The following is a 24,360-nucleotide window of genomic DNA, read 5'->3' as shown; positions in this document are numbered from 1 at the left end:
ATCCCTACTTTTCAATTTTTAAATGTGTATGTTTCTTATTGGATTTCGCCAAACCAATTGTAAGTGGCAATCCAAGTACTAAGAAAACAATGACATCGGAAATTGTTGCTCCTAATACTTGTATAACAATTTTGTCAAATGGTTCTCCCATCACAATAATATCGAATGCCCCAGCAAATATAATAGCAATGACAATACCAACTAGCCCAGTAATTGCTAAATAAGAAATATCCCCCTTGTTAAACGACCCGTTTTTCACACTAAAACCAACTCTTTTTTGAATAAGCCCCATTGAAAAACCAATAATTCCTGAACTAATAACCCATCCCCACCAAATACCCCATCCAGCAATCGTATCTGTTACGGTATGACCGATAAGTCCGATTAACAGTCCTGCCACTGGACCAAATAATGCTCCAAAAACAGTTAATATAGCTAATGCTGGTTTAATAAATGTATTCGGTGCAATAGAAAATCCCCAAAGTCCTAATATCCCGTATAATGCTGCTCCAATACCGATTGCTACTACTAACTTTGTTGATAATTTATTCATGACAATTCCCCTCTCATATTAGTCAACTTTTATTACTCTATATTTAATTTAAAAATGAATTATGCATCGACACTCCCTTTCCATACAACAAAAAAATGACCTCTTACATAAGAGGTCATTTTCTTTCACGTTCAAGAATCCTCTTATCTTTCAAAAAACACATCGTGTCCTCTGCGGAATTAGCACCTTCCTATAAAATTGCATAGGGGTTGCTGAGGTTTCTTAGGGCCGTTCCCTCCACCTCTCTGGATAAGTATTAATTTGTAATTCGTATTATGGCACTAAAGAATGTAAATTTCAACACTTTTCTTACTATTTTTATTTTTTATTAAATAGCACGTTTAAATCATTGTATTCTTATCGGAATTATGAAATAATGAATTCAAAATCGTTTCGGGAGGAATGCATTATGAAAGTTATTGGTTTGATTGGAGGATTAAGTTGGGAATCTACATCATTATACTATAAACATATTAATACACTTACACTCTCTCAATACGATCAAAATGCGAAGCTAATTTTATATAGTATGGACTTTGGTGAAGTAACTACTTTATTACAAAACCATCAATATGAAGAAGTGAAAAATGAACTAGTTACAGTTGCAAAGAAAGTTGAAAAATCTGGGGCTGAATGTTTATTAATGTGTTCAAATACTGTACATCTATTTGCCGAGGAGGTAGAACAAGCAATATCTATCCCGCTTCTTCACATTGGTGATGTAAGTGCTAAAGAAATGGTAGAACAGAATATAAAACGTATCGGACTATTAGGAACAAAACAAACGATGGAGCAAGATTTCTATAAATCACGATTAGCGAAATATAACATTGAGACAATTATCCCAAATGACGAGGAAAGAACTTTTATCCACCATGTCATATTAGATGAATTAAGTAGAGGGATCATTTCAGAAACATCTAAAAAAAGGTTATTACAAATTACAAAATCATTAATTCAAAACGGTGCTGAAGGTATATTATTAGGCTGCACTGAAATACCTTTACTCATCTCCCAAAATGATCTTACTGTTCCCGTTTTTGATACTGCTTTTTTACATGCAAATACTGCTGTACAATTTGCTGGATAAGAATACACAAGCATAAAGGTGAGAACCTCTATGCTTGTATACAGTTACGACTATTTATCCCGCTATTTGCAGGCAGTAAAGCCCCACCAATTAAAGTTTTACTTTATTTAAAAGAGATTCAATAACTGCAATCGCTTCTTTTGAACCACCACATTCTAAAAAGCTATCATTAAGTTTTCTTATACCATATTTATACTTTTCATTTGAAAGTACATCTGTTACGGCCTCTTTTAAAGTGTGTACATTAACATGTTCTTTCAATAGTCTATGTGCCGCTTCAAGCTCAGTTAATCTTTGCGCTATCATTGGCTGATCTTTATCATGCGGTATTATTACAAATGGGACATTATAATGAATGGCATCGTGTACACTATTCATACCACCATGTGTAATAAAAACATCTGCTTCATTTAATATTTCTGATTGAGGTACGTATGGAGCAATTATAAAATTATCTGGTGCTTCCTTAATTTTAGAAATATCATTTCTATCACCAATTGCCATTACAACTATCCCATCAAAATCTGAAAAAGTATCAATACAAGTATTAAAGAATGGTTCGAGTCCTTCAAGCAGTGTTCCCATTGAAATATAAATAACTTTCTTTTCTTTAAGTGATCCCAGTGGAAACTTTATATTTGTTTTACGCTTTGAAATACTCGGTCCAATAAAAATGTTATTTTCCCCGAACGATTCGCTATTAGGTTGGAAATAACGACTTGTGTATACGAGACAAACATCACCCTTATTATTCATAAATTGAAGATTATTCTTTGGTTTTACTCCAAATTTATGTTCCATCTGATTTAGTAATTTTTCAGAGATTTCCTCTGGTTGAAATGGCATATCTGCATTTGGATGAAAAGGTAATGTCTTCAAAAATTCTGGCGGAATTAAAAATATAGGTGAGGACACTACACCTGGAACTTGTAAATATTCCTTTACTAACTCTCCTGCGCCAAATATATCATAAATTACGAAATCAAAATTTATACTTTCATATAATTGTTTCGTAATTTCTAATATATATAAAGAAGTTTGAACATGCACATGAAAGAAAGCATTTAACCCAGATGAGGTTTCAGCATCAATAGAAATCTCTTTTAATAGATCCGGATGAGTATGTACAGTAGCTCCTAAATCTTCAATTCTATCCTTAAAGTTTGCCGTTGTAATATAATGTACGTTATCCCCTCGTTCAGTAAAGGCTTTTACTAAATTTAATGTAGGGTTTACATGCCCCTCTGCTGGAAAATTAACTACTAAAATATTTAGCACTTATTCCTCACTCCTTACATTTCACTGTTTTAATTAAGCATACTGTTATTTGTACAAGTAATCTTCCCCTAATAGTCCTAATATGCTTGCTACATTATATTGATAAATAATTTTCAGTCATCAACATAAAAAAAGCATCTACCTATGTAGATGCCTAACCGTGATAAGGAGTGTTCTGTGAGGTTAGAACAAGCGTTTCTGCTTGTCCTATGCTATCAATATATGATTTATTTTATAAAATGTGAATCGTTAATAGAATTATTTTATCCATTTTATATGATCAAATGGATAAAATACCATTTCTACTTTACCTATTATATTTGATTCATCAATAAGTCCAAGTGTATTCCTACTATCTTTACTATGATTACGATTATCACCTAACACAAATAATTTATGCGTAGGAACTTTTATTTCTCTAAAATTTGAAAAACGATTGGATACTTGTGACATATCTAAATGTATATACGACTCATCACGCTTTTTACCGTTAATAAATACCTCATCCTCTTTTAGTTGTATGTTATCCCCCGATAATCCAATAATTCGTTTCACATAGTAAGTAGGCGCGTCTTCTTTTTTTATAATGACAACATCTCCATGATGAAAAGACGATAAACAGACGTTTACCTTATTAACAAGTATATAATCTTTTTCATTCAAAGTAGGTTGCATCGAAATTCCTTCTACCATACAAAATAAAAAGGACTTATTAATAAAAATAACCCCTATTATAATGAATATGTAGCTACATATGTTCCTCCAATATTTTAGAATAAACAGCTTCATATATACCCCATTTCTAATCTATTCCCAGATAAAAACGCCTCTAGTTTACAGGAATGCTAGAGACGTTTCGTACATTTTAATTCTCTTTAGAGGCATCTGTTTTTGGCGCTTCACCAGTTAATCTCTTATTTTTCAAATCAAAATAAGCATCTAAAACTTCTTTTCCAATATCGGAGTTAATGCCCGATTTATCATTTTCAACCCATGGTACTACAACAGAAAATGCTACTTCTGGATCATCATATGGCGCATATCCAGCCAATGTTAAGTTATAACATTCTCTACGATCACCTTTCGCATTTCGCCCAATTTCATTTTCTCCACCATATACAGTTTGTGCGGTCCCTGTTTTACCAGCTGGTTTATATGGTGCTTTTTGGAATGCTCTTACTCCCGTTCCATCTCCCTCTTGAAATACTTTTCTAAATCCTTCTTTTACTTGATTAATATATTCTTGTTTCATATCGATTCTATTTAAAACAACGGGTTCTATTGATTGTACTACTTTACCAACCTCATCTTTTTGAACGGTTTGTTCTCTAATCTCTTGAACAATTTGTGGTTTCATTCGATACCCTCCATTTGCGATAGTCGAAATATATTGTGCAAGCTGAAGTGGTGTATACGTATCATATTGTCCAATAGAATAATCTAATAAGAAACCAGGCTGATTATCTTTTCTTCCAATTTGTCCTGCGGTTTCATTTGGTAAATCAATACCAGTTTGTACGCCTAGTCCAAATTGCCTGAAATAATACCTCATTTTATCAAAATATTCTTGTTTAATATCTAGTGAACTATTTTTCACATAACCCACGCCAGCAATTTTTAATGCTATATTAAACATATAAACGTTTGAAGAAACTTGTAACGCTCTTAGATCGTCTATATCACCAAAATTTTTCCAAGACTTCTTTTCCTTAGTTCCTTTAAATTTCATAGGTGCATCATAAAAATGTGTTCCAGGAGTTATTGCATTTGTTTCAAACCCTGTTAACACTGTCGCACCTTTAACCGTTGATCCAAGCTCATATGAACTTGTCAGCGTGCCTAAAGCATAATCTTCAACTTCCATTTTCCCGTCTTTTTCTACAAGCCTTTTCCCAGCCATTGATAATACTTGGCCATTTTTCGGATTCATCATCACTACGAAAGCACGGTCTAACATTGATTCTGATCCTTTATATTGTTTTAATATTTTTTCTATGCTCTCCTCTACTTTTTTTTGCAATTCCATATCTATTGTTAAAGTTAAATTTTTACCGCTTTTCCCTTCCGAAACCGTTTCCGTTCTAATAGTATTTCCTTGTTTATCAGCAATGCTTCTTACTTCTTTTTTTGTACCATGAAGTACATCTTCGTATTGCTGTTCGATATAACTTTTGCCCACCCTATCATTTCGGCTATAATCACGCACTAAATAATAATCTAATCGTTCACGTGGCAATCCTTCATCAGCATTTGAAACGTTACCAAGGACAGAACGGAATAATCCATCATTTACATAGATTCTCTCCCAATCAACTGATGCGTCTACTCCTGGAAGGTTCGCTAAATTTTCACTAATCACCGCATATTCCTGTTCACTAACGTCCTTTTTAATAATTTGAGGTGCCATTTGAAAACCTGAGGTCATTTTACTTTTAATAGCTAACACTTCTATATCTTTAGCCGTTAGTTCTTGAAGATTTTTATCTGTAACGCGTTTCCTTTTTAAATCTTCTATTTTTTTGTCTAGCTCTTTTCCGGTAATATCCTTATCTCGGAACTTATCTATTTCTGTTTTTGATACTAAGTCTTGAGCAAGTTCTGGATTTAATTGCATCCAAAAGTCTTTCTTATCAGTCTCAGTTAACTTATCTATATCTTCTTGTGGCATTTCAATAATATCTGCAAGTTGTCTTGCTGATTTTAATATTTCTTCTTGTTTTACACCTTTCACCTTTGTATATGTAATCGTACGTAAAGACTTATTATCAACTACTGGATTTCCTTCACGATCAAATATTTTCCCACGTGGTACAGAAAGGCCCACGGTTGCATTTTCTCTCTTCTCTACTTCATTTTTATATGTTTCTCCATCAAAAATTTGCACTTTCCCTAACTGAATAATAATGCCAGAAAATAATAAAAATACACAAAGGAATAAAATATTTAACCGGAGAGGTACTACTCTACCACTTTTCTTCTCTTGCTTTTTCACCTTGTCATAATCTCCTCCTTACAATATTTCAAATAATAATCACATTTCTATATTAAAAGTAATGTACAATTTCTATACATTGCTTTGTACAAATATTAATATAATGTTTAAAACTTAATAGAAATTAAAACAAAGGTAAAGAAAAGGTAAAGTTTACTAAATTAAATATAAAAAATACCCAATAACAAAAAGCTTAGTTTTCACTAATCGCTTTGTTATTGGGTATTAATTGATTTAAGAATTACTACTAGTGCGTATTGCTATACATTTGTCGTCACAATTAGAAAGAGATTGTTTACTTAGTACTTTCGGTAAGTAAATAGTTACTGTTGTCCCGACACCAACCTCGCTCATGATACTAATTGTCCCTCGATGACTTTCAATAATTTTATAACTTAACATTAATCCAATACCAGTCCCTTTTTCTTTCGTACTATAAAAAGGTTCACCTAATCTCTTAATTCTTTCTTCAGGTATTCCTATTCCTTCATCTATTACATGAATGATGACACCATCATCATTTATTTCTTTTATGTGAATTGAAATTTCCCCACCATTTGGCATAGCTTCGATTGAATTTTGCAAAATATTAATAAATACTTGTTTCAATTGATTTTCTGAGCATTCAATAATTATATCTTTGTCATCCGTAAATAGTTCAACTTGAATATTTTTCATAATTGCTTTTGTATTCATTAACGATACGACATTTTTAAAAATTCGATAAATATTTTTCTTTTCTGTATTTATCTCATCTGTTTTAGCGATTGATAGAAATTCTTGCAGGATTGCTTCTATCCTTTCAATTTCAGAAAGCATAAGATCAAAATATCTTTCTTGATCTTCTTTATTAATTTGGAATAACTGTATAAAACCTTTAATTACAGTTAAAGGATTTCTTACTTCATGAGCCACGCCAGCTGCTAATTGACCAATTGCTGCAAGCGTATCTGATTTATTTAGCAATTCTTCTGTTTTTTTTCGCTCTGTAATGTCGCGTACAATAATCATAATTTTATCATGTAATAATGGTAAGCACCTAGCCTCAAAGAAATCAATACTTCCATTAAGTGTGAGTGGATATTCTACAATTACATTCGTTCCTTTTTCCTTCACTTGATTAATGGCTTCCTGAAACTGCTGTGCTACTGACGTTGGTAATACTTCGTAAAACTTTTTTCCCATAAAAGCTTCTGCGGGTACGTAAAACTTTGTAGGAGATCCTGCCTTGTAATCTATAATTGTGCCATCATCTTCTGTTAAGAAACATAAATCTGGTAAAGCTTTAAAAATTAATTCCAGTTCAGATGTTTGTTGTTTTAACTGCTCTTCTATCGCTTTTAAATGTGTAATATCTACACCAACAGCCCAATAACTATATCCTGTTACAGGAAACTGTTCTGATATATTCGACCACATTATTGTTTTGATTTCACCATTTTTACATGTTAAGTGCATTTCCCAATCTCTGAAATTTTTTCCACAAGTTAAAAATTTCTTTTGTATTTGATGGCGATAATTATGATCAGGATACAATAATTGCAGTGCATTGGGATTTCCAATTATTTCTTCAGCGGTATAACCTGTTACAATTTCGCATTCTCGATTCCACAAAACAAAATCTCCATTATAATCAAGCGCATCGACCATAACAGGCATGTTTTGTAAAATCGTATGTAGTTCCTCTTCTTTCCGAGAAAGCAACGTTGTATTTTTACTTTGAAATACTTTTATTGCACCATCTAAAATTAAACTTGAGAGCATTTCAAAGTATTTTTGACAACTGAAAATTTCACTTTTTTTGGACCATACAACAAAAGATCCTAAATGTTGATTGTATAAGAAAATGGGGATTTCAATCTTTGGAAGTTTACTCTTTTTTATCTCATTCATTCCGAATGAAAAAACACACTCTTTTTCAGCATCAAGAAGTTGATGTGATATGTTAGTTAATTTATAAAATTGTTCTGCCATGGTTTCTATTGTACTCACATCAATAAGTTCCATTAGCCGCGAATTCATTCCTTTTTCACCTCAATATGTAAAATTAATACAAATCTAAAATTCATACTTCTCCATTATACGAAGAAAGCTAGTGTAGGTATATAGCTGTAGAATAATTATTCGAACAAATTTTATTTTTCAATTAAAACAAGAAAAGAATATATATACTGAATATACCTTTAATTAGTATATATTTCGTTGATTCCTCACTTATTATCTAGATAACTTGAATTCCTTCTTACATTCACTGAATTTTTACTCGAGAGTCATACACGTTACTAATAGCGATATAAACATGCAATAAGTATAAAGTTCATAAAATATTCACATTTTTTATGAAAAATATAAACATTTATTCCAATATATTCTATATAATAAAATGTAATAAGGCTTCTATGAATCTCATAGAATACCTTACCCCTAATAAAAAAGAAAAAAGAATCCATTTGGATTCTTTTTTCTTTTTTATTTACATTACATATTTATATAAAGCATGTGCCACACCATGTTCTTCATTTGATAACGTTTCGTATTTACACATTGCTTTTATTTCTTCAACTGCATTTCCCATTGCAATTGATATATTCGCTTTTTCCATCATAGAAACATCGTTTAGTCCATCACCTATCGCTACAGTGTTTTCAACCGGAATATTAAGATGTTCTGCTAAAGTATATAATCCATTCCCTTTTTGAGCATCTCGATGATTAATCTCTAAATTGTGCCAATATGAAGATGTAATTGCTAAATCTGTATTATGAAGAAATGTTTCTTTTAGTTTTTTTAATTTCTCAATATCATAAGAAAATGGTAATAGTTTATGCACATGTATATCTGTTTCTACAATTGGTTTACAACTTTCCGCACTATGAAACGCTGTATGCTCAAGATATAATGCTGCGATTGTTTCTAACTCTTTCAAGTCGAAATTTTCTTTTGAATTCTTCACATACTCAATTTCATTACGTACACTCTCTACTCCATAATCCGGTACATACACACCTTTATCAGTATAAAGCTGATAATATAAACCATTCTCTTCAAGATATTCTACAATTTCAAGTGCCTGCATATTTTGAATTGGATATCTCTTCATCATTTTTTTATCTTTATATATAAGAGCCCCATTTTCCGCAATGATTGGACACTCTAAATTAACTTCTAACAATAATCGCTCAATGTCAACAATAGAACGTCCTGTACAAATTGCTACAACATGGCCAGCTTCTTGACATGTTCGAATTGCTTCTGCATTTTCTTTACTTATCATTTTATTCCCCGAAAGAAGAGTTCCATCTAAATCAATTGCGATTAATTTCATTATTTCTTCACCACTTTCTATAAATACACGAGTTCTAATTAATTATTAGGTATCGTTTTCATACAATCCTCGTGAGGTACTTCTTATTTATAATTTATGAAAAGCGTTTCAGGTCAAGAAATAATTAAAAATAAAATCCAAAGCTTTTCTTTTTAAAAAAGCTTTGGATTTTAAACTATGAATTATAACTAATGTATTTTGTCTCACACATGTACACATTTTTTTCTTCAGTTGGGATATATACTTTAAACTTTTCTAGCCGTTTTCCATAGACATGAATCGTAATAACGCTTTCATTTTTGCTAATTTCAAGAATATGACAATCCGCTGGTGGAATTACTTTATCTGTTTCTCCTTCTCCCAAATAAAGATTTCCTGTATGTGTTAAATAAACAAGTGAATTTCCAAGTTGTTTCGTTTGTATAAAGTTCTTCACCATAATCCTTCCTGAAAAAACGCCTTCTACTCCCCATGTGCCGTCATGGTCATGTAAAGGTGTAGATTGTCCATCTTTCCATACGAGAGCTAGTACTTCAAAACGTTTGAGCGGATCTTCATACAATAAATGTCGTGCATATTGAGTCAAATTGGCCTTCTGTTTATCTAACGGAAGCCATGTTTTCTTTTCTAAAAGTTCTTCTAGTAACTTTTCAATGCCACACACTATTTCTTCTTCAAATAAACCGTTTTCCATAAGATTTGTAACACCTTTAATAAACTTTTGAAATGATTTACTTCCATTACAAGTCAACATAAGAATCCTCCTCTACGTTTTATACAATTCCATATTAAGGTAATTACCGAAAACTCACAATTGAGAAACAAAAAAACAAGATGCAAATGTATGCACCTTGTTAAGATTTTTATTTGGCTTTCAATCGAATAGGTAAGTATTTTAATGTTTGTTCATTTTCCAATATACATTTTTCTAAACAGAAAGATGGAGATAGCTCTATTTTTTCAAAAGCATTTATAAAGGTAGTTAATGCAATCTCAGCTTCTAAACGTGCAAGTGGTGCTCCTAAGCAAAAGTGAGGACCTTTCCCAAAGGTTAAATGCTTTTCATTTCCTGTTCGATGTACATTAAATTGAGAGGCTTGTGAAAATTTTTTCTCATCTAAATTCGCTGCACTAACCCACGCAACAATCATCTGATTCTTTTTCATGAAAGGACCAAATATATTTGTATCCTCTGTAATCCTCCGGGCCAATGTAACAGGAAAGCGATAGCGTAATACTTCCTCAATCGCTTTTAAAATTAAGTTAGGTTCTTTTCTTAACTCTTCATAAATTCCAGGTGAATCTACTAAAAAGCAATAAAAGCTATTAATAATTAAATTTGTAGTGGTTTCATTCCCAGCCGCTAGTAAACCTAATGAAAAGGTTACAATTTCTTCATCGGTTAATCTTTCGCCTTCATATTCAGCTCGAATTAAATCAGAAATGATATCATCGGTTAAATGATATCTCTTTTCCTGAACAATCGGTAGAAGGTATGCTTTGAATTCATGTAATGCTATCCCTTTCTCGGCATCCAGATCATTAAACTTTTCTTTACTATACGGCATAAATAAAATATCAGACCATTCTTTCATTTTTTTACGATCTGTTGTTGGGACTCCTAATAAATCGGAAATAACGGTAACAGGTAAAGGTGCAGCAAACTGTTCAACGATATTAACTTCACTACATTTTTCGATATGTTGTACAAGTTCATCTGCGATAGCCTGTATTCGAGGTTTCCACTGTTCTAAACTTCTTGGAGTAAATGCCTTAGAAACAATGGAACGTACATTGCGATGTTCTGGTGGATCTGTAGAGTTTATATTTATTCTAGTTTCTAAAGGAGGGATTGAGAATTGTCTGCGCTCCCTTCTACTTGAAAATAAGCGATAATCTGATAAAACACGATTTACATCATCATATAAAAAAACATTCCATACATCCTGCTCTTCATCATAATGAACTGGGTGATTATCCCTCATCAAACGATACCATTCATATGGATTCCATAATTCTTCTTTTGTTTTCAGCTTTGAAATTTCATGAACTAAAATAACATTTTCAGGTGAAGCCATAGTTCTTTCCTCCCTTTTCTTTTACAATAAAAGTGATAGGTCGGCAGTCCAAAGTTGTATAAACTATCATATGTTATTTTAACATATACCAAAGGGGATTTTTCATTAGAGAACTTGAGAAATATATAAGGGGGATTTTTATGTACGTTGACATTTTACTACTAGCAGAATTAACGACAGGACCAAAACATGGATATGAAATTAAAAAAAATGTTCAAAATCGTTTAGGTGAAAATTTCGAATTAAATCACAACATGCTTTATCCTGCCCTTCGGCGCTTTGAAAATATGGGTGCTATAACGAAAAAAATACATAAACAAATCGGAAAACCAAACCGAAATATGTACGATATAACAGAAACAGGAGAAGAAATTTTTTCTGAAATGTTACGAGAGTTTCCCGAAAAACTTGCGACAAACAATACAGAATTTCTTGTTCGTATTGCGCTATTTGAAAAACTTGACTATGAGGATAGAAAAGAGATTTTGACTGTACGTCAAAACGTACTATATAATCAGCTTACTGCTATTCAGTCTCTAGATGTTACCTCATCTTTTATTACTGAAGTCATTGAATTTAGTAAATCACGAATTGAACATGAATTGAGTTGGATTACATCACTTATGAAAAAAATATGAAAAAATAACAAGAAAAGTTAAAAACAATGAATGAAAATGATATTTATTATCAATACTATAATTAATAAAAGGGCAACCACGATTTGGCTACCCTTCAAACATTTATACTTCTGGATCGAAAGTTTTGCAATCTGTTTCTTCCGTTGTAGATGCATGTTTACCTTTATGACTTACTACGTAAATTGCCTCTGCACTACATTTATTACCGTTCGCCCAAAATTTACAGTTATTTACTTCACATAAAACGTCTTGTGCCATAGTATCACACCTCCTTGTTCTATTATCATTAACAAAATTCGGAGGTATGATACTCTTTGTCATGCATTTTTTATTCCCTTTTTAGCTTTCTTAATGGTTCAATATCTCCTCGTACAATCACATCTATATTTTCAGTTATTTTTTCAATGTCAAAATGCCACCATTGAATTTGTAATAATTCTTCTATTATTTCATTTGAAAATCTCTCTTTTATTTTATTTGCTGGATTTCCACCAACAATTGTATATGGTGCGACGTCTCTAGTCACAACAGATTTAGCTGCAATGATTGCACCATCTCCTATTTTTATTCCGGGCATAATAGTTGTGTCCATACCAATCCAAACGTCATTTCCTATAACTGTATCGCCTTTGTAAGGTAAATCAGACAAACTAGGTGTATACTTCTCCCATCCATTTCCAAAGATATTAAATGGATATGCCGAAAATCCATCCATCCGATGATTCGCTCCGTTCATAATAAAGTTAACTCCAGATGCAATACAACAAAACTTTCCAATAGTAAGGCGATCCCCAAGAAATTCATAATGATGTAATACTCGATTTTCAAATGTTTCTCCATCTTTCGCATCATAATAAGAATAGTCACCAACAAGTATATTAGGTTTTGTTATTGTATTTTTTATAAATTGAACGTTTTGATTTCCTTCAATAGGGTATTTAATATTTGGATTAGGATTCATTTTGTACAGCACTTCCTTTACCACTTATTTCACTTTCTACCGCTATTACTGGCTTTAAATTGTATATAGGTAAAATAAACAATAATCCAATTATAAAAAGTAAAGCCGTCCCTTCATACATCATACTTAATGAAAACATCTCTTTTAATGAGCCAGCTATACTCATCGTTACTACCATTGAACCGGTAAATAGCGGACTTAAAATACCATTTACACGACCTATAAAATCGGTATCGCTATTTTGAATAATAAGCGTATTAATACCAATTTGGATACAAGGAAGAGCTAAGCCACTAAAAAGCTGAGCTGTAAGTGTCACCCATAAATTTGTAGAATATCCTATAATGCCAATACCAATTGCTTGACCAAGCATACCGATAATTAACATCTTTTGCGGAGCAACGTTTTTCGCAAATACCATTGCTAATGCTCCGCCAACAATCATTCCCGCACCATTTACTGTTAGTAGCCACTGTAAACTCTCTTTTGATAATCCTAGCTGCTCAGTCACAATAAATATACCTAATGGTTGAATTAATCCTATACCTAGTCCTGCAGCCATAAAGCAAAGCCCTAGCAAAGTTAATGCTTTTTTCTTTTTGACATACTTAATACCATCCTTCATCTCCTGCAGCAGAGTGATATCTTTCTTTTCTACGTCGTTTTCAAGATCTTTCGGAAGAAATAACAATACAACTGCCGCAAGTAAAAACGAGATACCTGTTATGATGATTGAAATATAAATTCCAAAACTATGAAAGATAAATGTCCCTAGGATTGGTCCTAATACCATAAATATTGCAAATATCGTTTGATATATAGACATCGCTAATTGAATTTGTTCCGTTGATAAATGTTGTTTAAACAACTTCATTCCAGATGGTTGTGAAAACTGTGAAAGGATTGCAGAGATGAGTGTCACAAAAAACACAATTTTCCACGTTCCAAACATAAGCGTAATTAATACAGCGAATACTGAAATGGAACTTAACGTTTCACACCATATCATTGTCTTCTTTGGCTTCCACCTATCAGCAAAGGTACCGCCAATAAATGAAAAAATAAAAATTGGAGCGAATTCAGCAACTGAAATCATAGAAATAGCAAAAGCATCACCTTTTGTCATTTCCATTACATATAGTAATACCGCAAAGTTTCGAACCCATATTCCTATTTGTAAAAATAATGCTGATGCTAAAATCCCTTGAACAAACCGATTTTTTAATACTTGTGATACCCCATTGTTTTGTTTCGTTACTACATTTGTCGACATAAAAAAGCCTCCTATTTCATGTTCTGAACAGGAGGCAGCACAAATCATATAAAAAGACAATATATTCGCAGAGCGAAATACATCCCTTTTCTATAAATGTACAGACTAACCCTATTCAGAAGAATATTTCGTTTTTTAACGAAGATCTCTTACAAATAGAATTAGTTGATCATTGGGATGTCTTCACCCTTCCGTTTCAAATTTAAATAACACATACATACTCTATGTAAATCATTTTCGATGTATGCATGTCTCCTTTTAACTATTCTAGAAAGTTAAAGGCAATTCCTCTAAAGAACGCATTAAATAGTTACCTTGCCATTTAATTTCTTCACGATTCCCTTTTATTTGTAGTTCAGGCATTCGATTAAACAAAGTAGTAATAGCAATCTTTGCTTCTAACCTCGCAAGTGGAGCTCCTAAGCAGAAATGACTACCATGACCAAAGGCAATGTGACGGTTGTTCTCCCGTGTAATATCAAATATTTCTGGATTTTCAAATACTGTTTCATCACGGTTCGCTGAAGCCAATGCAATAATAACCATATCTCCTTTCTGTATTGTTTGATGGTGAATTTGAAAAGGTTCCGCTGCCCATCTTGCAGTTGTAACCTCAACTGGAGAATAATAACGCAATCCTTCCTCAATAGCCGAATCAATTAGTTTTGGATTATCTTTTAATAACTGTAATTGATTTGGATTTTCAAGAAGTGCTAATACCGTATTTGTAATTAAATTCACTGTCGTCTCATGTCCTGCGACAATTAATAGCATTATCATTGAATATAGTTCCCGAGCGCTAAGTTTATGCCCTTCACTCTCTGCAAGTATTAAAGCACTCACCAAGTCTTCTTTTGGCTCTTTTCTTTTAATATCAACTAAATATTGAAGATATGTAATAAATTCAGATAGTTGTTTTTCAGTCTCTTTTATTTCTTCAGGTGTTTCTGGTGATGCAATAACAGCATGAGACCAAATCCTAAATTTCGCTTGATCTTCTTTTGGAATACCGAGCATCTCGCTTATCACAATAATTGGTAATGGAAATGAATAATCATCCACAAGATTTAATATACCTTTTCGCTCTATATCACTTATCAAATCATCTGCTATTCTCTGAATTCTTCCGTCTAATTGTGCAATCATCTTCGGTGTAAAAGCTTTTTGAACTAAAGATCGTAAACGACTGTGGTTAGGTGGATCTGAATTTAGCATATGTGTTGTTAAGTGGTCACTATTATCAACGGAAAGATACATGTTCTTTATATCTTGAGAAAACACATTTGTCCAATCTTTTTTTAAACGATTATCTTTTAAAAGTGGCAGAGCATCTTCATATCTAGTAATGAGCCATTCTTTACCGATTTCAACTTGGTTTACAAATAATATAGGTTGTTTTTTTCGCGATTCTTTATAAATTTCATACGCATCTTCTTTAAACTGAGCTGAAGCTAAATTAATGCCATCCTCTATGCTTAACCCAACTTTGTTTTTCATTGACATTGTATTCCCTCACTCTCATTTGTTTTTGAAAACCAACCAACATATGCATTATACTCTAATAAAAACGTGAAAATTGTAAATTTTTAATCAAAATCTTACTTCGTATATTGAAAAATAAAAAAGTGAGAGAGTACAATCGTTTTACTCTCCCACCTCTCTTTATGCGAAGCACATAAAATTACTAATTTGTTGATAGCGATAACTTACTTTACGACGACGACCACCTTGCCAAGTGTAACCTGATACTCCGTTTCTTCTCACTTCAGTCGGAAAGAACCATAAATCCCTTCCAAAAGGTCCAGGACGATGTAAACGTAAATAGCCCCATCTTCCTAAACAGTTACACATCCATGATTTCATATTGCCTGGTTGTGCCGGAGAAGCAAATGTAGACGGTAACGATGGCGCTTGTGACGGTGGTGGTGACGTTGGAGCATCCTCCGCATCATCTGGTCTGTAATCTTCTTGTTCAATATCTCTCACTTCATTTGTAGGTTCATACCCGTAGTTTTGTGGATTATAATACATCGCTTGATCATATGGATAATTTTGTTGGTTATACATATTAACAAATCACCTTCTTTTCATTCATTACCTTTATCATTCATATGTGATATGCCCTCTCTAGGAAGCTTATGTATAGCCCAAATTCAACTTAAAAAGCTCGTATTATTAAAAATACGAGCCTTTCAAAAATAGAATGTGTTTATTATTTCCTTAACTTCACACTATAAAAACGCATTTCATCTAACGAACCTTCAAATTCAAATACTTCTTGTTTAATTAATTGTTTCAAGCGATATTCTAAGAAGGTATCTCCAACCAATTGTTCAACAAGACCAAGTGCTTCACCAATCACTCTAGGAGCTTTGAGGAACTCTCGATCAGCACCCACACTTTTCGCGCATTCAATTATAAATTGATCAAAATAATCTTCTTGTACAAAATGCACTTCATTTTCTTTCCACACTCTTAAACATTCTATGCTTTCCGATAATCTATCCCACTCATGTTCAAACTTCATGCGCTTCTCTTCAGTTAAATAAGGTAACTTTATAAAACTTTTTTGGAATAGAGCTAAACTTTCAGGTGGTAATTCTCCCGTTCCACGAATATCATACTCTTGTTTTAATATTTCTCTACTTGCTTCAGACGTATTAATAACTCGAATGTTTTTCTTATCCTTTAATTGTGCTATTACAAAACTTAGGCCTACATGTTCATGTGCATTATCAGCCTTCCAAATTGTAATAGGTGTTTCAACAGGAATAGTATGTAGTTCTTCTATAGTTGCTATAAATCTTGATAAATATTCTTCTTCAAAATAACTATCATAAGCAGTTAAGTTATTTATTAACCACTCCTGTCTTGCTAGTTGCCCCTCATTCGTATGCAACCTATATATCGGTCCAATTGAAAAAAATTCCGAAAAAGCAACAACACTCTCTTCAAATAATTCTTCTTGACTTAACATATATTTTAAGCAACCAGCCGTTGAATCATCAAAAGCAATATGTACGTGCGTACTGTCTTTTACATTCCTTTTATAAGTAGGATTACTTGTTAATTGTTTCGGAATATCCATCAAATTTTTAATTGTATCTTCACTATAGTTTTCTTCTAATAAGTTTAACTGTATGAGAATACTTTGAAGTAAATCTTTAGCCTCATCTTCGTACATATCCTCTACAGCATTTTTAATTTTATCTATCACACAAATCCCTCTATTCATTTCAAAAATAACGTAGATTATAGTGTATCATTTTAGTATAGTTCTTTAAAGTCAAATCCAGATTACTACAGCAATCTGGATTTTCAACAAAAGCTCTCCTTATATTTTTGAATTGCTAAATATTTTTACTTTGAAAATCCTTGTATCTAAATGTATAATTATATAAAAACAAAAATATAGGAGCTATATTTATGGATAAAGTACTTACAAATTATAAACATTACTTAAAAAATTGGAGATTTATATTTATTTGCATACTACCTGCTATTGCCTTATTCGTTACTTTCGATGTCATCTTTGAACTACTGTTTCATCAAAATTTCTACTTATCTAACTTAATTTCTGCTATCATATTATTTTTAATATTTATTAACGTTAAAGATAAATTTAAAATTAAAGGCTAAAAAACACTATTTCAAAATAGCCCTTTATTATTGCATCCTACTATAAAATAAGGCTCATAGTAGATTTTCATAAAAAATAAGAGCACCCTGCAATTAGCTGCTCTTATGTGATTAGAGGTTTTTTCTGAGTATTAAGTAGGACACGAAGATCTTGTCCTACTACATAATATATGCTTGTGCTTATTATTTCGTGCATGTATTAAGCAACATGTTCAGGTACTTAATATATGCACAGTCATTGCTAAAAAATCTACTCAAAATTTCACTGCACAATTTCATATTTATAAATTAAAAAACATCCTCAATGGATGTTTTTTATCTAAAGATTTTAAGCTTCCATAAACTTAGCCGGTACACCAATTTTTTCAACTACAGAAGATATATTAGTAGGATTAATCATTACATTTTCAATACATACTAATTTATTTTCTAATATCCCATTCTCTGTAGTAATAAGTTCTTCAAACCGATCTAAAGTCATTGAGAATTTATGTTCACTTCCACCATTCATACTAACTTTTACATACTTCATAGTGTCACCGCCTTTCATAATAATTTACATTTCGACAAGAAGGCGCTTACATCCTTTTTATTTACCTCTTAGATTTCTCACGTTTATATATATTTTGAGAACGGAAACTACTATTATTCACTCACAAAATTATTGCTAATAAGAAAGATAAAGATAAAAATGCACAAAGTGGAATATATAAACCGGTATCCATTCTTGCAAAGTGCGTATCTTTTTGTCGTTTAAAGATACCAAAATAGTTAAATTCACCAATTACTCTAATAGAAAAGACGATCATACAAATCCAGGAACCGACTTGAATAATAACATTAGGAACTGCAAAATGAACAATATTTGCTTGTTGCAACAAAATTATTGCTGCCATACTTAATAATAATGCAATGACCAATGTCATTCCGGCACGAGGTGTAAACGCCTTTTCCCCTGCTTTAGTTGGAATAACACTATTTGTCCCCCAATTACCTCCGAAAGCCCAATATACATGTAAAAAACTAACTAAGAATAATATACAAGCAGATATATATGTAATGATAAGCATTTTATCCTCCCCTTATTTCATTTTGGTTCCCACCTATAAAATATGCTGTTCCCCCCACATTAGCAACCTTCATTTCATTACATAAAAAAACCGTAATGATTTATCAATATTAAGATAAGTCATTACGGGGTTATTAAACCTCATTATGCATTATACCTATTTCTTCGGCGTTCCATCCTTGTTTGACCTTGAACTGCATTTTCTTTGTATGGATCTATTTGCTCTGTCATTTCATATGTTGCAACTGGTTCTTCGTACTTATACTCATGGATCTTTTCTGGCATTTTACTTTTAGATTCTTTCCCACCAAACTTAAATAGTTTCATCTTTAATTTCGGCAATCTTGGAAGTCGAATCTTAATTGATAATCTTTTGCGTTTCTTTTTTGGTCCAAGTAGATTTATATTTTCTTGATTATCTTTCTCTTTGCGGTGAATGAACATCGCAAGTAATCCTCCTAATACAAGTCCTCCAATTAATAGTAATATATATACATAATGGCTTGTCATTAAACTCGTTATGCGTTCAAGTATGACTAACGACTGTACTTCTTTTATATCCCATAGTAAAGCGGCCCATAATGAGAATAAGCCCAAAGTAAGTCCATATGTACGAAAACGGAATAAACATGGAATTAACGCGACACATGCAGCAATTTTCGCATTTGCTATGATTGAGCTTGTTGCAATATCTTGATGCCAAATAACTAACAGTAGTGTTATAAATGGCGCATACGCTATCCAACTGCATATACGTGAATACATCTTTTTAGCAAAATAACTACCGAAACTAGTAAAAAATAAAAGCCCTCCAATATATATAGATTGTTCTAGAGGGATTTGCTTTGTAAGTCCTGCAATTGGAAAGAGGCCGCTCAATAGCATTAAGAGCACATCTAATTTCTTCACAATTCCCCATTCCTTTCAAATTTTTTCAATTAATAAAAATCGTTTTTCCATATGAAATAGTTTTTGTATTTCTAAAAAACATATTAATCCTGTCTGCACATAAAGTAAATATGTAAACGAAAAGATACTTGACAAAGGATATCCTTATTTACATAAAAAAATGACAAATCCTGATCGATATAACGAGCAGGATTTGTTTACTAGTATTTAAAGTAGAATAATTGAATCTTTCTTTTCTACTTTTACTACATCTACATCCAATTCATCATCAAATTCTTTAAACTCTCTTGCATCTATGTCAGTAATATAACTCTTTATTACATTTTCCATATGCATGGAATATGTAATGTGTACATTCTTTTTCGAAAGCATACTAGAATTACAGCACATGTAATGTATCATTTTAGCGATATAATCCCTTTCTACAGGTTTTACACCCAATGGTAAAATTTCAAGTATATATCGCTGAAAAATCCCACTACAATTAAGTGAATATTCACCAGTGCTATAATACATCCCTTTTTGATCTGTATATAAGCCAATGCTATCTAGAGCATCATCAGATTCTATTACACCGTAACTTGGTACATCAAAACCTGTATTTATTCTAATAATATTTAAATTTGGAACCTTTAACACCTCTGGAACAATATCAGGTAAAATATCTGTATTAATTTCTTTATTTTGTAACTCTTTTATCCAATACCTTCTCAAATTTGCATCTACAATGAAATAAACTTGTTCATTTTGTTCTTTTGCATATTGTACAATTTCCATTAATGTTTCGGAAACATATTGTTTAAAAAGAGCTCCCATATCATTTCTCTTTGATGGTTGTGGTAAAAATGCATTATGTTTATTTATATTTAATAATACGTAATCAATCGTTTGCCATTCTGTATTCCCATATAATTTATATAAAATTTCTTTTCCTTTTATTTTTGAAAGAATAGGTAAGAAATCAAATTTCGATATTCGTTCAATTGATAAATTAACATATATACAAGGTAAATTTATCTTATTCCAACTACGCTTCAAAAATCCTTTTTGCTCTAATAAACTAAAAACACTATTTACAATTGTTTTACGAGATACACTTTGGCCTATAAATAAATTAATAAATGTTGAAATACGGTTTGCTCGTGCAAATCCCTCTCTAATGATTTGTTTTGGATCAATTTTTTCTCGTCCATCACAATTTTTCAATGCGATTAATGCTAATGTCGCATCACTGCGCTCGCCCGCGGTAGCATAGACAGCTTTCGTAACATCATCTACAAGATTTGTTTTATATTTTTGGCAATATTGCATTTTATATGGATTTTGTAACACCTTTTCAATATTGTATCTCACAATCTTTAATAACACTGGAAAATCTGTATTCAATACATAAGAATTTTCACCAACTTTAGTCAAAACAATTTGACTCTCAAGTAATGTTTGTTCTATTTCCAGCACTATATCTTCAGACCAAACTTCTAATGTTAATGTCTCTAATCCTTTTGGGGCAAATAAAGGAAATAATTCATTTTTGTTATTTGTAGCTACCTTTTTACATTCTGGAAGTATTGTGAAATAAGAGAATTTACGCTGAAATTCTTTAAATAAATACTCTCTTTCCTTTACTGTTATACCCGGTTCTATTTTAGTACCTTGAACTTTATAAATTCTCTCATTGTATGGAAATAACACCCTTTTATTTTCTCCTACAATATAATCTTTCGGATATTGGAGAATATGGTCTAAATCCACCTCTCCCCCTATTTGAAAATCATCTTTTAAATTTCTAAATATCTTAATCCATTTCATGCCGGTTGTAGCTTGTTGTATTTTTAGTTTTACAAACCGTATTTTTTTATTATTTGACGCAAACTCTGAGGTAGAAATCAATATCATGCCTCGTTTCCGTCTTAAAAGTAAAGGAATATCTGGGTGATTATATTCTTGATATTAAGACTGTTTTTATGAGCATTTTGTATAAGTATGATGTAACTGATTAAAGCTATTTTCAAAGACGACATATCGGCGATAATTTATGTCTATTCTGTATAAGTGTTAGCAAGTTCGTTTGCAAACTTGTTAGCACTTTTTTATTTAAATAACTCATACATTTCTTTTTACTTTACTGATTATATTTACAATTGCGTACTAATATGTAGGTCCGTCTACCTACCATATTTCAGACAAATTAGACGGTACGGATTGACGCCAACAGGGTAATGGCAATATAAATCTTCTTTCTTCTATTATTTTATTTCTAAGTATGTATATCATATTTTTCATTAATAGAATAAGAGAATTTAATGGTAATAACGATGAATTCACATATCTTATTTATATATTTTATGTTATAGTTTCATATGTTAATTAATTACAATGTTTTTCAAAAAGAGTATACATAGTCATATCAATCATGTTATTTGGGATAGGTTTTTCTTTAAATTAGGAATTAAATAAAGAATTATAAAAACGCGCTAGGTACAACTAAGAAAGAAACGGGATAAAGAATAAGTTATTGGGGGAACTAGTAATGAAACATAAAGTGTTATCGGTAGCATTACCAATTTTGCTAATTAGTGGAGTAGGTTGTTCAAAAGAAGATACAGAAAAGAAAAAGACTGATAGTTTACAAGTAGCTGAAGCGGAATCTAATAAAAAGGCCTTAGAGACTGTAAACAAAGAAGTAGATAAACTACGCAAAGAAAAAGATGAATTAGAGAAGAAAGTAGCTGAAGCGGAATCTGATAAAAGGGCTTTAGAGACCGCAAACAAAGAAGTAGATAAACTACGCAAAGAAAAAGATGAATTAGAGAAGAAAATAGTTAAAGAACCAGGAATCAAAGAACAAGAAAGTAAAGAGAAAGACCCCATAACAGATGTCCATAGCCCTATAACGATAAAACAGTATCAAGAAAAGATAGAGACACTTGTTAATCAGTTTTCAAGAGAGCTGCAAGCTACAAAACCGATATTTGCAAAGGATCAAACATTAAAAACAAATCAAGTGGAGTTAAAGAAACAATTTGAAGTAGTCAAGGGAGAACTTAGGAAGTTAAAAGAAGTTGACCCACCTAAGGCTTATGATTATTTCAAAGTGCAACTAAGAGACGATGTTAAAATAATTGAAATATGCATAGAACAAATATTTGTAGGTTTAGATGAAAAAGATAATGAAAAGGTTGATTCAAGTTTAAAAGCTATGTATGGACATATAGATGATATGGGTTTGACACTAAACGAAATAAGAAAATTAGAAGGCTAATCCTTAGAAAAGAGTTATTTGTTAATGAAATATAAATTACTAAATTTATCTACCCCTGTATTTCTTGTACCAGAGGTAGATTTGAGAATGATGATAGCATAAGGTAAGGTATTAAATTTCGTTGAAGTTAAAAAATAATAAATACTATAAAAAAAGAGAGTTACCTATTGGTAACTCTCTTTTTTTATTAGATAAGATTATTTTTCAATACTGTCTAAAATTCAAATTATTATTACTTAAATATCTTTATATAAAACACATGGAAATATTTACTTCGTTTCAAAAACGTTATATTATTATATTTATTAATTATGTATTTTAAATTCAAAAAAGGAGATGAAGTTTTGATTAAAACTAGAACTGTCATATTAGTTGTCTTTATAGCTATAATTTTTTGTTTCTCTATTAAAGTAATATTCGGTGATAAACCGGCATCGAATACAGAGTCATCTACTAAAGTTAAAGATGCTACCTCTGAACCACAAAAAGAAAAACTGTCCGCACAACTAGATACGTTAGATTATAATAAGGAGACAAACAAACTCAAATTATCTTTAACTACCAATATTCCTGATTCTACAAAAGCAACCATAAAAGTATATAGTTCAAAAAAATCAGATGAATACAATTATACTGCTACAAGTAGTGAGGTATTTAAAGATGGCAAATTACAAACAACTATTTCCCCGTCACAAATTGTCGAAAACGGACAATACTATGTGAAAATACTAATTGATGTTTCAACTGCAGAATATACTTCTACAAATAAACATCTCATTGATAAACTTGGAAGTAAATATGAAGTAGAAAAACAATATAGCGGAGATACATTAGTAAAAATTCACAATATTTCTTACGATAAATATAAAATTGATATTGACACAAAAAATATAATATCTATTGAAAACGGCTTTTCTGAACAAGAAGCGCAACAAGAACGAGCTAAAATAAAAAAAGAACAAGAACAACGCGAACAACAAGCAGTACAACAGCCTAAACAAAATGAAGTTCAGACTTCAACTGTTGATGCAAACAGTAAGGGTGAAGCGTGGCTAAAGTTATCCGAAGCAGAGAAACGAACATTAACAAACCGACTAATCAGTAACTGGAAGTCTAATGGCTACACAGTTACAGTTGATGCTGATTGGTTTATCGGAGCTTTAGATGCATTCTATGGAACCCCAGAAACAAACGTAAATACAATCGCGGATGCTATGACTCTATCTGGTGTCGCTGGTGGAGTAGTAAAAAAATAAAAAAATCCGACCGCCTGTAATAGGCGGTCTTTTCTAC

23 protein-coding genes and 1 riboswitch are annotated in these 24,360 nt (G+C 31.7%); of the genes, 5 read left to right on the top strand and 18 right to left on the bottom strand.

Translation table 11 applies throughout. The annotated features are described in order from the left end of the window. Positions 1-4: 4 nt before the first annotated feature. The gene (locus ACTL4X_RS13010; protein ID WP_001038210.1) at positions 5-553 is read right to left on the bottom strand and encodes an ECF-type riboflavin transporter substrate-binding protein; all 549 of its coding nucleotides are present in this window, start codon (positions 551-553) and stop codon (positions 5-7) included. 140 nt (positions 554-693) lie between these two features. Next, positions 694-809: riboswitch (SAM riboswitch) on the bottom strand. Positions 810-962: 153 nt separating this feature from the next. Here ACTL4X_RS13010 and ACTL4X_RS13005 point away from each other — a divergent pair. Further along, a complete protein-coding gene (locus ACTL4X_RS13005; RefSeq protein WP_000864372.1) occupies positions 963-1,643 on the top strand; it encodes an aspartate/glutamate racemase family protein in 681 nt (226 codons plus the stop codon). Between the two features lie 90 nt (positions 1,644-1,733). Here the strand turns inward: ACTL4X_RS13005 and ACTL4X_RS13000 are convergent, their stop codons facing one another. The 7 genes from ACTL4X_RS13000 to ACTL4X_RS12970 all read right to left on the bottom strand — a co-directional run bounded on the left by ACTL4X_RS13000 (position 1,734) and on the right by ACTL4X_RS12970 (position 11,316). After that, positions 1,734-2,921 (bottom strand): macrolide family glycosyltransferase, encoded by a 1,188-nt coding sequence (locus ACTL4X_RS13000; RefSeq protein ID WP_440044062.1) that lies wholly within the window; start codon positions 2,919-2,921, stop codon positions 1,734-1,736. Between the two features lie 258 nt (positions 2,922-3,179). Then, positions 3,180-3,710: a signal peptidase I gene (gene lepB, locus ACTL4X_RS12995; protein ID WP_033666239.1), complete on the bottom strand. Its 531-nt coding sequence runs from the start codon at positions 3,708-3,710 to the stop codon at positions 3,180-3,182. Between the two features lie 76 nt (positions 3,711-3,786). After that, positions 3,787-5,913, bottom strand: a complete 2,127-nt coding sequence (locus tag ACTL4X_RS12990) for a peptidoglycan D,D-transpeptidase FtsI family protein (RefSeq protein ID WP_000743775.1) — start codon at positions 5,911-5,913, stop codon at positions 3,787-3,789. Positions 5,914-6,147: 234 nt separating this feature from the next. Next, the gene (locus ACTL4X_RS12985) at positions 6,148-7,935 is read right to left on the bottom strand and encodes a PAS domain-containing sensor histidine kinase (RefSeq protein ID WP_001088553.1); all 1,788 of its coding nucleotides are present in this window, start codon (positions 7,933-7,935) and stop codon (positions 6,148-6,150) included. Positions 7,936-8,386: 451 nt separating this feature from the next. After that, positions 8,387-9,238 carry a Cof-type HAD-IIB family hydrolase gene (locus tag ACTL4X_RS12980; RefSeq protein ID WP_000766393.1) on the bottom strand — a complete coding sequence of 284 codons (852 nt, stop codon included), beginning with the start codon at positions 9,236-9,238 and terminating at the stop codon, positions 8,387-8,389. 175 nt (positions 9,239-9,413) lie between these two features. Further along, on the bottom strand, positions 9,414-9,992 hold the full coding sequence (locus ACTL4X_RS12975; RefSeq protein WP_000954442.1) for a cysteine dioxygenase family protein: 579 nt from the start codon (positions 9,990-9,992) through the stop codon (positions 9,414-9,416). A 109-nt stretch (positions 9,993-10,101) separates the two neighbouring features. Then, positions 10,102-11,316 (bottom strand): cytochrome P450, encoded by a 1,215-nt coding sequence (locus ACTL4X_RS12970; RefSeq protein WP_000168020.1) that lies wholly within the window; start codon positions 11,314-11,316, stop codon positions 10,102-10,104. Positions 11,317-11,456: 140 nt separating this feature from the next. On the opposite strand from ACTL4X_RS12970, the gene ACTL4X_RS12965 reads away from it, so the two are divergent. Further along, positions 11,457-11,954: a PadR family transcriptional regulator gene (locus ACTL4X_RS12965; RefSeq protein ID WP_137396771.1), complete on the top strand. Its 498-nt coding sequence runs from the start codon at positions 11,457-11,459 to the stop codon at positions 11,952-11,954. 102 nt (positions 11,955-12,056) lie between these two features. On the opposite strand, the gene ACTL4X_RS12960 is transcribed toward ACTL4X_RS12965, so the two are convergent. The 6 genes from ACTL4X_RS12960 to ACTL4X_RS12935 form a co-directional block, all read right to left on the bottom strand. Next, positions 12,057-12,212, bottom strand: a complete 156-nt coding sequence (locus ACTL4X_RS12960) for a DUF1540 domain-containing protein (protein ID WP_000046095.1) — start codon at positions 12,210-12,212, stop codon at positions 12,057-12,059. 70 nt (positions 12,213-12,282) lie between these two features. After that, positions 12,283-12,915, bottom strand: coding sequence for a Vat family streptogramin A O-acetyltransferase (locus tag ACTL4X_RS12955; RefSeq protein ID WP_001069204.1), 633 nt, complete (start codon positions 12,913-12,915; stop codon positions 12,283-12,285). After that, positions 12,905-14,188 (bottom strand): MFS transporter, encoded by a 1,284-nt coding sequence (locus tag ACTL4X_RS12950; RefSeq protein ID WP_000106396.1) that lies wholly within the window; start codon positions 14,186-14,188, stop codon positions 12,905-12,907. The genes ACTL4X_RS12955 and ACTL4X_RS12950 overlap by 11 nt, the downstream gene beginning before the upstream one ends. A gap of 267 nt (positions 14,189-14,455) precedes the next feature. After that, complete coding sequence (locus ACTL4X_RS12945) at positions 14,456-15,691, bottom strand: cytochrome P450 family protein (RefSeq protein WP_086404447.1); 1,236 nt, start codon at positions 15,689-15,691, stop codon at positions 14,456-14,458. Between the two features lie 159 nt (positions 15,692-15,850). Beyond that, entirely contained in the window at positions 15,851-16,255 is a 405-nt protein-coding gene (locus tag ACTL4X_RS12940; RefSeq protein WP_000282687.1) for a hypothetical protein, read from the bottom strand. 145 nt (positions 16,256-16,400) lie between these two features. Then, positions 16,401-17,405 carry a DUF1835 domain-containing protein gene (locus ACTL4X_RS12935; RefSeq protein ID WP_000565681.1) on the bottom strand — a complete coding sequence of 335 codons (1,005 nt, stop codon included), beginning with the start codon at positions 17,403-17,405 and terminating at the stop codon, positions 16,401-16,403. Between the two features lie 209 nt (positions 17,406-17,614). On the opposite strand from ACTL4X_RS12935, the gene ACTL4X_RS12930 reads away from it, so the two are divergent. Then, entirely contained in the window at positions 17,615-17,827 is a 213-nt protein-coding gene (locus ACTL4X_RS12930; RefSeq protein ID WP_000362067.1) for a hypothetical protein, read from the top strand. A gap of 328 nt (positions 17,828-18,155) precedes the next feature. On the opposite strand, the gene ACTL4X_RS12925 is transcribed toward ACTL4X_RS12930, so the two are convergent. From ACTL4X_RS12925 to ACTL4X_RS12910, 4 genes are all read right to left on the bottom strand, one after another. Further along, on the bottom strand, positions 18,156-18,359 hold the full coding sequence (locus tag ACTL4X_RS12925; protein WP_000878369.1) for a hypothetical protein: 204 nt from the start codon (positions 18,357-18,359) through the stop codon (positions 18,156-18,158). 121 nt (positions 18,360-18,480) lie between these two features. Beyond that, positions 18,481-18,897: a DUF3995 domain-containing protein gene (locus ACTL4X_RS12920; protein WP_000905568.1), complete on the bottom strand. Its 417-nt coding sequence runs from the start codon at positions 18,895-18,897 to the stop codon at positions 18,481-18,483. A 143-nt stretch (positions 18,898-19,040) separates the two neighbouring features. After that, a complete protein-coding gene (locus tag ACTL4X_RS12915; RefSeq protein ID WP_000732180.1) occupies positions 19,041-19,805 on the bottom strand; it encodes a DUF3959 family protein in 765 nt (254 codons plus the stop codon). Positions 19,806-20,012: 207 nt separating this feature from the next. Next, on the bottom strand, positions 20,013-21,695 hold the full coding sequence (locus ACTL4X_RS12910) for an RNaseH domain-containing protein (RefSeq protein WP_441395060.1): 1,683 nt from the start codon (positions 21,693-21,695) through the stop codon (positions 20,013-20,015). 640 nt (positions 21,696-22,335) lie between these two features. Between ACTL4X_RS12910 and ACTL4X_RS12905 the strand changes: the two genes are divergently transcribed. Continuing rightward, positions 22,336-23,067: a coiled-coil domain-containing protein gene (locus ACTL4X_RS12905; protein WP_441395059.1), complete on the top strand. Its 732-nt coding sequence runs from the start codon at positions 22,336-22,338 to the stop codon at positions 23,065-23,067. A 344-nt stretch (positions 23,068-23,411) separates the two neighbouring features. Beyond that, positions 23,412-24,323 carry a hypothetical protein gene (locus tag ACTL4X_RS12900; protein ID WP_086401925.1) on the top strand — a complete coding sequence of 304 codons (912 nt, stop codon included), beginning with the start codon at positions 23,412-23,414 and terminating at the stop codon, positions 24,321-24,323. The last annotated feature ends 37 nt before the right edge of the window (positions 24,324-24,360 follow it).

Source organism: Bacillus sp. RE35, from assembly GCF_052146655.1.
Taxonomy (GTDB): domain Bacteria; phylum Bacillota; class Bacilli; order Bacillales; family Bacillaceae_G; genus Bacillus_A; species Bacillus_A cereus.
Note: the sequence above shows the minus strand (reverse complement) of the source record. Positions and strands in the feature narration are given on the sequence as shown.

Coding starts and splice junctions, on each gene's coding strand:
- ACTL4X_RS13010 (WP_001038210.1), bottom strand. CDS start 553: ATGAATAAATTATCAACAAAGTTAGTAGTAGCAATCGGTATTGGAGCA.
- ACTL4X_RS13005 (WP_000864372.1), top strand. CDS start 963: ATGAAAGTTATTGGTTTGATTGGAGGATTAAGTTGGGAATCTACATCA.
- lepB (WP_033666239.1), bottom strand. CDS start 3,710: ATGAAGCTGTTTATTCTAAAATATTGGAGGAACATATGTAGCTACATA.
- ACTL4X_RS12985 (WP_001088553.1), bottom strand. CDS start 7,935: ATGAATTCGCGGCTAATGGAACTTATTGATGTGAGTACAATAGAAACC.
- ACTL4X_RS12980 (WP_000766393.1), bottom strand. CDS start 9,238: ATGAAATTAATCGCAATTGATTTAGATGGAACTCTTCTTTCGGGGAAT.
- ACTL4X_RS12975 (WP_000954442.1), bottom strand. CDS start 9,992: ATGTTGACTTGTAATGGAAGTAAATCATTTCAAAAGTTTATTAAAGGT.
- ACTL4X_RS12970 (WP_000168020.1), bottom strand. CDS start 11,316: ATGGCTTCACCTGAAAATGTTATTTTAGTTCATGAAATTTCAAAGCTG.
- ACTL4X_RS12965 (WP_137396771.1), top strand. CDS start 11,457: ATGTACGTTGACATTTTACTACTAGCAGAATTAACGACAGGACCAAAA.
- ACTL4X_RS12960 (WP_000046095.1), bottom strand. CDS start 12,212: ATGGCACAAGACGTTTTATGTGAAGTAAATAACTGTAAATTTTGGGCG.
- ACTL4X_RS12955 (WP_001069204.1), bottom strand. CDS start 12,915: ATGAATCCTAATCCAAATATTAAATACCCTATTGAAGGAAATCAAAAC.
- ACTL4X_RS12950 (WP_000106396.1), bottom strand. CDS start 14,188: ATGTCGACAAATGTAGTAACGAAACAAAACAATGGGGTATCACAAGTA.
- ACTL4X_RS12945 (WP_086404447.1), bottom strand. CDS start 15,691: ATGTCAATGAAAAACAAAGTTGGGTTAAGCATAGAGGATGGCATTAAT.
- ACTL4X_RS12940 (WP_000282687.1), bottom strand. CDS start 16,255: ATGTATAACCAACAAAATTATCCATATGATCAAGCGATGTATTATAAT.
- ACTL4X_RS12930 (WP_000362067.1), top strand. CDS start 17,615: ATGGATAAAGTACTTACAAATTATAAACATTACTTAAAAAATTGGAGA.
- ACTL4X_RS12925 (WP_000878369.1), bottom strand. CDS start 18,359: ATGAAGTATGTAAAAGTTAGTATGAATGGTGGAAGTGAACATAAATTC.
- ACTL4X_RS12920 (WP_000905568.1), bottom strand. CDS start 18,897: ATGCTTATCATTACATATATATCTGCTTGTATATTATTCTTAGTTAGT.
- ACTL4X_RS12905 (WP_441395059.1), top strand. CDS start 22,336: ATGAAACATAAAGTGTTATCGGTAGCATTACCAATTTTGCTAATTAGT.